Raw genomic sequence first — 9,143 nt, 5'->3', positions numbered from 1 at the left:
CACCATGGACGACACCCCTGTGGTGACCGAGTGGACCGCGGGCGGCCTGCCCCAGCGCCGTCGCAAGAAGCGCGCCACCGCACCCGTTCCCCCCACCGCGCCCGCCTCGGCGCCCGCCACCGCGCCGGCAGTGTCCACGCCGGACACCGCACCGCCGGTGCAGCCGGGCATGTGGCTGGCGGCCTTCCAGAGCGGCCTGTCCGGCGAGAGCCAGACGTCCGCGTCCGCCGGCGCCCCCGCTGCGTCCGGCGCACCCCGTGAGAAGAGTGACGAGTCGTCGGAAAAGAGTGAGTAGCCATGATTCAGCACCGGCCCAACATGGACTGGATGCTCAAGGACCTCGCGGAGAGCGTTCCGCAGACCCGTCACGTCATTGTGCTGTCCTCGGACGGTCTGCGAATGGCCCAGTACGGAACGGACACGGACACCGCCGACCGGCTGGCGGCGGCCTGCGCCGGACTCCAGAGCCTGGCCGGCGCGGTCTCCGCGGAGTTCCCGCGCAGCGACGGCCGGATGCGGATGGTCGTCATCGAGCTGGACGGCGGGTTCTTCTACTTGATGGCTGCCGGGGCCGGGGCTTATCTGGCGGTACTGGCGGACGAAGGAGTGGACGCGGGGCTGATAGGGCAGCGGATGCGGGACCTGGTGGCCCGCATCGGCGAGCACCTCAGCAGCCCACCGCGCCACGACGGACAGGCCGTATGAGCGGGCTCGGAGCACGTTCCGAGGCCGTACGGCGCCCCGCGCGGCGAAGCGGGGCGCCGGCATGAGCGACCAGGGCCAGGACTGGGACGAGGAAAGTCCCGAGCGGCTCTACGTGATCACGGGCGGGCGCAGCGGCGACACGGGCAAGTCCGCCTCGCTCGACCTGGTCACGCTGATCGTGACGAAGACCGGCCCCAAGCCGGGCATGCAACCGGAGCACGCCACGATCGTGCGGCTCTGCCATTCCCCGCTCTCCGTGGCGGAACTCTCCGCCTATATGCGGCTGCCGATCAGTGTGCTCACCGTCCTGCTGGGTGATCTGCTGTCCGACGGCCGGGTGGTGGCGCGCGCGCCCGTACCACCCGCCAAACTCCCCGACCGTGCCCTGATTGAGGCGGTGATCCATGGACTTCAAAAGCTCTGACACTCTGGTCGAGCACCCTGCCGAGGGCCCTCGGAGCGAGGACGTTCTGCCCGAGACGGCGACCGCCGCGGTCAAGGTGGTGATCGTCGGAGGCTTCGGCGTCGGCAAGACGACCCTGGTCGGTTCCGTCAGCGAGATCCGTCCGCTGACCACCGAGGAGACGATGACCCAGGCCGGCGTCGGCGTGGACGACACGGTCGGGATAGAGCGCAAGACCTCCACGACCGTGGCGATGGACTTCGGCCGCATCAGCCTCAACGACGAACTGGTCCTCTACCTCTTCGGCACCCCCGGCCAGCAGCGCTTCTGGTTCCTGTGGAACGGCCTGTTCGAGGGCGCCCTGGGGGCCGTGGTGCTGATCGACACCCGCCGTCTGGAGGTGAGCTTCGACGTCATCGGACGCCTGGAGGAACGCGGCGTCCCCTTCGTCGTCGCCATCAACTCCTTCCCCGACGCGCCGGTCCACCCCATCGAGGAGGTCCGCACCGCCCTCGACCTGTCACCGGACATCCCGATCATCGACTGCGACGCCCGCCTCCGCACATCGAGCCGCGACGTCCTGATGACGCTCATGCGCTACCTGCACTCCCTCGCGGCGGCCTGACACACCAGGGGCCGAGGGACGCGGTACCGAAGTGGCCCGGGGCGACGGGCGGCAGGGTGAGAGCCGCTCGTCGCCCCGGGCCGCTGTGTCCACGGGGAGGGCACGGCCCTGGGGCCGCGCCGGCCGCCCGTATCCGGCCCGCCAGGTGACGCCGTGCCACCACCACGGCCGCTACCGTGGACCGCGAAGGCGGCCCGGGCGCGCGGGGCGGCCGGAGACGACGCGGACAGGGGGATGACGGCATGGTGGATCCCATCTCGGTGGGGGCGTTCACGGCGGTGCTCGGTGCCGTGACGGCGTCCATGGCCAACGAGGCGGGAAAACGGGCCTGGGAATCGCTGGGCACGCTGGTCCGGAGAGTCGCCGGACGGGAGGTGCCCGCCCCGGTCGGCATCGAGGAGCGCCGCGAACTGGCGGCCCTGGTGCTCGACGGAGCGCGGCGGGACCCCGCGTTCGCCCGGGACCTCGCCTCCTGGTCGCGCAGCGCCCCCGTACGCGCGACCGCCGACGGCGTCCCGCGCCAGCTCCCCGCCACCGTACGGTTCTTCACGGACCGCCAGAAGATCCTCAAGCAGCTCGACCGGGAGGCCGGACGCAAGGCCGAGGGACTGCCGAGGGTCGCCCTGGTCCACGGTCCCGAGGGCATCGGCACCAGCGCCGTCGCCGTCCACTGGGGCAGCCTCAACTCCCACCGCTACCCGGACGGACAGCTCTACCTCGACCTGCGCCACGGCGCGGGCGGCGCCACCCCCGACGGCCCCGCCGTCCTCCGCCGCTTCCTGCGCAGACTCGGCGTCGCGGACGAGGACATCCCGCCCGCCGCCGACGACCGCGCCGACCTCTACCGGAGCATCGTCGCGGACCGGCGGCTGCTCGTCGTCCTCGACCACGCCCGTTCCGCCGCGCAGATACGGCCGCTGCTCACCTCGTCGCCCGGTGTCTTCACGATCGTGGTCGCCCGCGGGCGCCTGGGTGGCCTGGACGCCGTACCGATCCCGGTCGGCCCGCTGCCCTCGAAGGACGCCCTGAAACTGCTGGGCCTGCTGACCGGAGAGGAGAGCGCCGTCTCCGAGGACGTTCTCCAGAACGTGCTCACGCGGTGCGGCGGCTCCCCGTTCGCCCTCCGCGCGGCCGCGCTACGGCTGACCGATCCGCCTCACCGACCCGGCGAAGACCAGGAGCCCCCTGTGCCCCACACGAACGGGACGCCCGGCGCGGACGACCGGCCCGACGGCGCCGGGGCCCTCCGTACCGTGATCGAGGAGAGCTACCGCGCCCTGCCCGCCGACGCGGCACGGATGTACCGGCTGCTGGCACTGCGTCCCTGGCCGGCCATCGGCCCGGCCCTCGCCGCGGCCACCACGGGCACCGACGAACCGACCGCCGAGGCCCTGCTCGCCGACCTCGCGGCCCGCGAGCTCCTGGAGACCACCGACGGCGCCCGCTACCGCTACCGGCCCGCCGTCCGGCGGCACGCGGCACAGGCCGCCGCCCGCGAGGACCGCATCGGCGGCTGCTCGGCCGCGGTCGCCCGCGCGCTCGACCACGTCCTGCGGTTCGCGGTGTCCGCCGACGCCACCGTCCTGCCGCAGCGCTGGCACCTGGGCCCGCTCTACGCGGAGACGACGGCGACGCCGTACCGCGGCGTCGGCGAGGCACTGACCGCGCTCGACACCGAGCTGCCGAACCTCGTCGTCGCCGTTCTCGCCGCCGAGGAGTTCGAGCACCACGACACCGCCTGGCAGCTGTGCGAGGCCCTGTGGGCGGTCCAGCTCAAGGCCGGGCGGCACGAGGAGGTGCTGCCCGCGCTGCGGGCGGGCGGCCGCGCGGCACGCGAGCTGGAGGCGCGGGCCACGACGGCCACGGCCGCACGGGCCGCCCGGATCACGGGCCGTATGCACGCCCAACTCGCCCTCGCCCTCATGGAGACCGACCCGGCCCACCACGGCGAGGCCGAGGCCGAACTGACGGCCGCCGCCGCGGCGGAACGACGCGCCGGCCACCTGCGCGGACAGGCCACCGCCGTCGAGACACTGGGCCTGCTGCGCCTGCGGCAGTGGCGCCACCAGCCGGCGTACGACCTCTTCGAGGAGGCCGACGCCCTGCTCCTGACGATCCCCGTCGACGGCGAGGGCTCCGCCGACGTCCCCCGGGCCCGTGCCCTCCTCCAGCGCCACCGCGGCCGTGCCCTGCGCGGGCTCGGCCGCTGGGACGAGGCCACGGCTCACCTGGAACGCGCCCTCTCCTTCTTCCGCGACACCGGCGAGGCGTACAACACCGCACGCACCCTCACCGACCTCGCCGAGACCCACCAGGACTCCGGCGCCCCGGCCGCGGCCATCCCCCTCTTCGAGGAGGCCGCCGGCCTGCTGGCGGAGGAACAGGCGTCCTTCCCCCTCGCCCGCCTCCGGGAAATCCGGGACCGGTTCGGGGAGGGCGGGGCCGAGTAGGGGAGCGGTCCTCGGCCGGTGAGGGCGGCCGGGCTACGGGGTGTGTACCGGCCCGTTCCCCTCCGCCTCCGGCCCCCTCACCCGCGTCACCGTCACCCGGTGGGCGGCGTGACCGGTCCGTACGGTGATCCCGTCGGCCAGCACCTCCGCCACCGTGGCACCCCGCGTCAGCGCGGCATGCAGCGCCGAGGCATGGGCGGCGGGATCGGCGGAGAACGGCGGGGCGGTCAGACGCAGGACATCGCCGGACCGCAGACGGACGACACATGTGTCCGGCGCCGTGATGTACGCGGCGAGGGCGCAGTCGCGCCACCGGGACAGCACCTCCGCGCCCCAGCGCTCCGGCGGCCCCACGCGCGGGTCGTCGGCGTCGTCGTAACGGAAGATCACATCGGCCGTCGCCAACACCTCGTGCTCCATGGCGTCCTCGTGCACGGCGAGATGCGTCTCGTACCCGCCGCGGATGAGGTGCGTGCCCCCGGGGCCGTCGGCGTCGCCAGGGAAGTGAGTGCCCGGTGCGTCGTCCGGGCCGGCTGCCGGGAGAGGGGCCGTCTCGGGCCATTCGTCCTGCTCATCGGGTGCGTACGGTTCCCCGGCCGGGGCGGCGTAGCGGCGGACGGCGATGTCGCGGGGGCCGGAGCACCGGGTCAGGACGCGGAGTGGGGCGGTCCGCAACGGTGGTTCGTACGGGGGCAGCGGGAGCGGATCGAGGAGGGCGGGCCAGGGAGGCTCGGGGGCACCGATGAGGCGGTAGAAGAGGGTGCGCAGCAGGGAGGCGGATTCGCCGGGGACGGAGGTCGTGAGGTCGGCGGGGCCGCTGAGCGGGCGGTGACCGGTGAGAGCGGCCTCCAGTTGGGGGCGCAGCGGACGGTCCGGGAGGAGCCGGGGTGCGGTGCGGACGAAGTCGGCCACCGGGGACGCCGGGTCGAGCCCGGTGAGGGGCGCCGCGCCCAGGAGGACGGGGGTGCCGAGGGCGGCGGCGTAGTAGGTCACGGACCCGTGGTCCCCGATCACCACATCCGCGGCGATCAGCGCCTGCCGCCAGCCCTCCAGGGGGTCGAGCAGGGTCAGCCCGCCGCGGCGCGCCCGGTTCAGCCAGGCCCTGATCTGGCCGGGACCGTGGCCGTGCCAGATGTTCGGGTGCAGTACGGCGGCGAAACGATAGTCGTCGGCGGGGAGTTCGCCGGTCAGACGGGGCAGGAGGGACGGGAGCAGATCCTCGTCGCCGCCGTCACCGAAGAGGGATTCCGGGTTCCAGGTCGAGTTGAGGACGACCAGCCGCTGCCCCCGCCGGACGCCGAGCGCGCGCCGGAACCGGTCACGGTACGGGCGGGCCGCCAGCAGCCGGTCGAAGCACGGGTCCCCGGCGAGCACGGCGGTCGCCGCCGCGACCGGACAGGCACTGTGCAGCCGGTCGAACTGCTCGGGATGCGAGAGCACCATCGCATCCGCGACGGGCGAACCGTCCGCCAGCAGCCACTCCGGCGACATCCCGAAAACCGGCGCCGGCTCTCCGGCTCTCCGGCTCCCCGGCTCCCCGGCTCCCCGGCTCCCCGGCTCCCCGGCTCCCCGGCTCCCCGGCTTCGCCAATGTCTTATTATATCCGACACCATGTGACAAAACGGCCAATTTGCCGCGCAGGGAGTGGAGTTCACCGCCGAAACTCGCCGAGACGGCCAGCTGTACCGGGGTGTTCAGCGCCTGCTCCCAGGGCAGTACGGGCACACCGATCCGGGCCAGCAGCTCGGGGACCCCGGCCTGGAACGGGGACGAGCCGGTGCAGGTGGCCAGCAGCTGGATGCCCAGGTCGTCACGGAGCAGCGGCAGGACGTCCAGCAGCCGTGTCGCCGAGGTGACGTTGTGGACCACGAGCAGCACCCGTCGCGTCCGTCCCCGGGTGTCCCACCGCCCGGCCTCCTCGCCCACGGCGACCCGTATCCACCCGTCCGCCCCCATGCTCACCGGCCCCCTCGTCACCGTCCTGTCGCGCCCGCCGGCACGTCCGCGGGCGTGATCAGCCACGATAACCGCGCCCCGGTACGGAGCACCGCCCGGATACCGCACACGTACCACCGGCCCCTCGCGGCCACCCGGGAACCCCGCGTCCCGCTACTCCTGGCGCACCCGCCGCTCCCGGGCCGCCGCGACCAGCGGGCGGACGATCTCCGCGCTCAGCCCGAGGTGCCGGCCGATCCACGCGGTGTCGTACCCATGGGTGGCCAGGACCCAGGCGGCGCACACCCTGTTGGTGTCGGGGGCGTCCGGGCCGCGCAGCAGCGGGCCGACCGCCTCCTCGGGGAAGCCCGCCAGCGCGTCGTCGTCGAACAGCGGCTCGTCGTCCGGCACCGGACACGGCGGATGCGCCCGGCGCGCGACCGCACGCCGATGGTGCAGCACCGCCCCGACCAGCAGGAACCCGCATGCCGCCACCCCGAGCAGAAACGCGCCGACCAGCGGCGCACGCGCCGGTGCCGCGAGCAGCACCACACCCTCCAGGGTGATCAGCACCAGGATGCCGAGCACCACCATGCCCTCCCCGGTCCGCGGATGCGGCAGCCCCCGCAGGCCGGAGCCTGCGCGGTCCGTCCCGTCCGGGTCCCGCGGGCGCGGGGCGTGTGACCGGTGTCCCCGCCCGTCCGGTGGCGTCCCGCCGCGGTTCACGGGGTGGCCCGCTCCGGCATCGGCCGTTCCGTACCGTCCAGCTCCAGCGTGCACCGGGGCCCCGTGGGCACCAGGCGTGACTGGCGGACCCGAATCCGGAACGGCCGCGCGGGCTCGTCGGGCAGTTCGCCGCTCAGCAGGGTGACCCCGGGGTGGTGCTCCTTCCGGTAGCCGATCACCTTGCCGTTGACCAGGAGCTCGATCTCCCCATCCCGGCCGGGGCCGACGTGCACGGTGATCGAGTGGCCACCGTGATCCAGATGGAAGTGGTGGCTGCGCCCCATGGTTCACCTCCCGCGACACCGTCACCGGGCCCGTCCGTACCCCCCATCCCTCGTACGGCCGCACCCGTACGCCCGTGGGCCCGTACCATCCGTACGTCCAGATTAGGCCGATCCGTCCCGCGGCACGCCCCGGTCGGACCCGGCCCCGCCGTCCCGCGCCCGCCGTCCGGAGGCTCGCGAGCGCACAATGGTCGTGAGTGCCGTGCCGCCCGGTCGGCGGAGCGCGGGGCACGGGTCCCGCCCGGAGGACCGGGCGGCGGGCCGGCGGGAGACGACGATGAACGGCTCGTTCCGTATCGGACGCGTCGCCGGGGTGCCGTTGCGGATGCACTGGAGCGTCCCGGTGCTGGTCGCCCTGTTCGCCTACGGGCTCGGCCGGGAGACCCTGCCCACCTGGACACCGGGGCTCCCGGGCGCCGTGTACGCGCTGGCCGGCGTCATCGGCGCCGCGCTGCTCATGGGCAGCCTGCTGCTCCACGAGACGGCCCACGCCGCGACCGCCCGGCGGAAGAAGATCCCGGTCGAGGACGTCACGCTGTGGGCCCTGGGCGGGATGACGCGGATGGACCGGCCGCCGACGGCCGCCGCCGCGTTCCTGGTGGCGGTCAGCGGGCCGCTCACCAGCCTGCTCATCGGCGCCGCCGCCTTCGGCGCGGGCATCGGCTGGCACGCGCTGGCCGGCTGGACGGTCCCGGCGGTCGTCCTGGTGTGGCTGGGCTGGGCCAACCTCTTCCTGGGCGTGTTCAACCTGCTGCCCGCCGCGCCGCTCGACGGCGGCCGGGTGATGCAGGCACTGCTGTGGTGGCGCACCGGCGACCGGGACCGCGCCGAACGGGCGGCGTCCCGCAGCGGCCAGGTCGTGGGCGTGTTGCTGGCCCTCGTCGGCTGGATCTCCGTTCTGCGCGGCGTGCCGAGCGGGCTCTGGCTCGTCCTCGTCGGCCTCTTCATGGCATTCGTCGCCGGGGTGGAACGACGGCGCGCCGGCCTCCACACGGCGCTGCACGGGGTGCGCGTCGCGGAGGCCATGTCCGCCCCGGTGGAGACCGCCGCGGACTGGCTCTCCGTCCGCCGCTTCATCGACGAGGTGGCGGCGACGGCCCGCCACTCCGTCCTCCCGCTGCTCGACTTCGAGGGTCGCCCCAGCGGCGTCGTCCAGCTGGGTCGGCTGGCCACGGTGCCGCCCGCACAGCGCGAGAGCGTACGGGTACGCGACGTGGCGACCCCGCTGTCCCGGTGCGCCGTCGCCGCCCCGGCCGACCTGCTGAGCGAGGCCCTGGACAAGCTCACCCCGGGCACCGGCGCCCGCGTCCTCGTCATGGACGAGGGGCGCCTGGTGGGCATCGTCACGTCCAAGGACATCACCCGGCTGATGCAGCGGCACGCCCTCCAGGGGGACGGACGCGGATGACCAGGAACACCGGACGCGCCGCCGGGGAAGGGCGGGACACCGTGCCGTACGTGACGGTGACCGCGCTCAGCCACCCCGGCCTGCTGCGCGAACACAACGAGGACAGCCTGGTCGCGGGCCCGTGGACGCTGTGCGGCACGGTGACCGAGAACCCTCAGACGCTGGTCTTCCCCCTCGGCACGCCCGTCGTCGTCGCGGTCGCCGACGGCATCGGCGGACAGCCGGCCGGCGAGGTGGCCAGCGCCCTGACCGTCCGCCGCCTGGCCGTGACCGGCCCGGTGCTCGGCGACGAGGAGGCCGTCCGCAACGCCCTGGAACGCTGCAACCGTGCCGTGTACGCGGCCGCCGACCGCGACCCGGCACTGACCACCATGGGCACCACCGTCGCGGGCGCCGTTCTCCTGCCCGACTCCCTCATCGCCTTCAACGTCGGCGACAGCCGCGTCCTCGACATCACCCACGAGCCACCCCACCACCTCAGCACCGACGACAATCCGCCCCTCCCACCCGGCCACCACACCACCTCCCTCCTCACCCAATCCCTCGGCGGCACCCCCCACTTCCGCACCATCACCCCCCACATCACCACCACCCCCCTCCCCCCCCG

9 protein-coding genes and 1 pseudogene are annotated in these 9,143 nt (G+C 74.2%); 7 read left to right on the top strand and 3 right to left on the bottom strand.

Annotation, left to right across the window (positions count from 1 at the left end; translation table 11 throughout):
* The 5 genes and pseudogenes from AC51EU_RS23005 to AC51EU_RS22985 form a co-directional block, all read left to right on the top strand.
* Positions 1-295, top strand: a pseudogene (locus tag AC51EU_RS23005) (ATP-binding protein); the annotation flags it as partial.
* A 2-nt stretch (positions 296-297) separates the two neighbouring features.
* Positions 298-705, top strand: coding sequence for a roadblock/LC7 domain-containing protein (locus AC51EU_RS23000; RefSeq protein ID WP_496268939.1), 408 nt, complete (start codon positions 298-300; stop codon positions 703-705).
* Between the two features lie 61 nt (positions 706-766).
* Positions 767-1,129 (top strand): DUF742 domain-containing protein, encoded by a 363-nt coding sequence (locus AC51EU_RS22995; RefSeq protein WP_496268938.1) that lies wholly within the window; start codon positions 767-769, stop codon positions 1,127-1,129.
* On the top strand, positions 1,110-1,733 hold the full coding sequence (locus AC51EU_RS22990; protein WP_496268937.1) for a GTP-binding protein: 624 nt from the start codon (positions 1,110-1,112) through the stop codon (positions 1,731-1,733). The genes AC51EU_RS22995 and AC51EU_RS22990 overlap by 20 nt, the downstream gene beginning before the upstream one ends.
* Positions 1,734-1,975: 242 nt before the next feature.
* On the top strand, positions 1,976-4,183 hold the full coding sequence (locus AC51EU_RS22985; protein ID WP_496268936.1) for a tetratricopeptide repeat protein: 2,208 nt from the start codon (positions 1,976-1,978) through the stop codon (positions 4,181-4,183).
* Between the two features lie 33 nt (positions 4,184-4,216).
* Here the strand turns inward: AC51EU_RS22985 and AC51EU_RS22980 are convergent, their stop codons facing one another.
* From AC51EU_RS22980 to AC51EU_RS22970, 3 genes are all read right to left on the bottom strand, one after another.
* The gene (locus AC51EU_RS22980; RefSeq protein ID WP_496268935.1) at positions 4,217-6,139 is read right to left on the bottom strand and encodes a hypothetical protein; all 1,923 of its coding nucleotides are present in this window, start codon (positions 6,137-6,139) and stop codon (positions 4,217-4,219) included.
* Positions 6,140-6,292: 153 nt separating this feature from the next.
* On the bottom strand, positions 6,293-6,712 hold the full coding sequence (locus AC51EU_RS22975; protein ID WP_496268934.1) for a hypothetical protein: 420 nt from the start codon (positions 6,710-6,712) through the stop codon (positions 6,293-6,295).
* 128 nt (positions 6,713-6,840) lie between these two features.
* Positions 6,841-7,128, bottom strand: a complete 288-nt coding sequence (locus AC51EU_RS22970) for a hypothetical protein (RefSeq protein WP_496268933.1) — start codon at positions 7,126-7,128, stop codon at positions 6,841-6,843.
* 277 nt (positions 7,129-7,405) lie between these two features.
* Here AC51EU_RS22970 and AC51EU_RS22965 point away from each other — a divergent pair, with 277 nt between their 5' ends.
* Entirely contained in the window at positions 7,406-8,536 is a 1,131-nt protein-coding gene (locus AC51EU_RS22965) for a site-2 protease family protein (RefSeq protein ID WP_496268932.1), read from the top strand.
* Between the two features lie 41 nt (positions 8,537-8,577).
* A partial coding sequence (locus AC51EU_RS22960) for a PP2C family protein-serine/threonine phosphatase (protein WP_496268940.1) occupies positions 8,578-9,143 on the top strand: 566 nt, incomplete at its 3' end.

This window comes from Candidatus Streptomyces philanthi (assembly GCF_059553635.1).
The sequence above is the reverse complement of the archived record's forward strand: the minus strand, read 5'-3'. Positions and strand labels throughout refer to the sequence as shown.

Excerpts from the sequence above, each read along its gene's own strand:
- AC51EU_RS22965 (WP_496268932.1), top strand. The coding sequence starts at position 7,406 with ATGAACGGCTCGTTCCGTATCGGACGCGTCGCCGGGGTGCCGTTGCGG.
- AC51EU_RS22990 (WP_496268937.1), top strand. The coding sequence starts at position 1,110 with ATGGACTTCAAAAGCTCTGACACTCTGGTCGAGCACCCTGCCGAGGGC.
- AC51EU_RS23000 (WP_496268939.1), top strand. The coding sequence starts at position 298 with ATGATTCAGCACCGGCCCAACATGGACTGGATGCTCAAGGACCTCGCG.
- AC51EU_RS22995 (WP_496268938.1), top strand. The coding sequence starts at position 767 with ATGAGCGACCAGGGCCAGGACTGGGACGAGGAAAGTCCCGAGCGGCTC.
- AC51EU_RS22985 (WP_496268936.1), top strand. The coding sequence starts at position 1,976 with ATGGTGGATCCCATCTCGGTGGGGGCGTTCACGGCGGTGCTCGGTGCC.
- AC51EU_RS22970 (WP_496268933.1), bottom strand. The coding sequence starts at position 7,128 with ATGGGGCGCAGCCACCACTTCCATCTGGATCACGGTGGCCACTCGATC.
- AC51EU_RS22975 (WP_496268934.1), bottom strand. The coding sequence starts at position 6,712 with ATGGTGGTGCTCGGCATCCTGGTGCTGATCACCCTGGAGGGTGTGGTG.
- AC51EU_RS22980 (WP_496268935.1), bottom strand. The coding sequence starts at position 6,139 with ATGGGGGCGGACGGGTGGATACGGGTCGCCGTGGGCGAGGAGGCCGGG.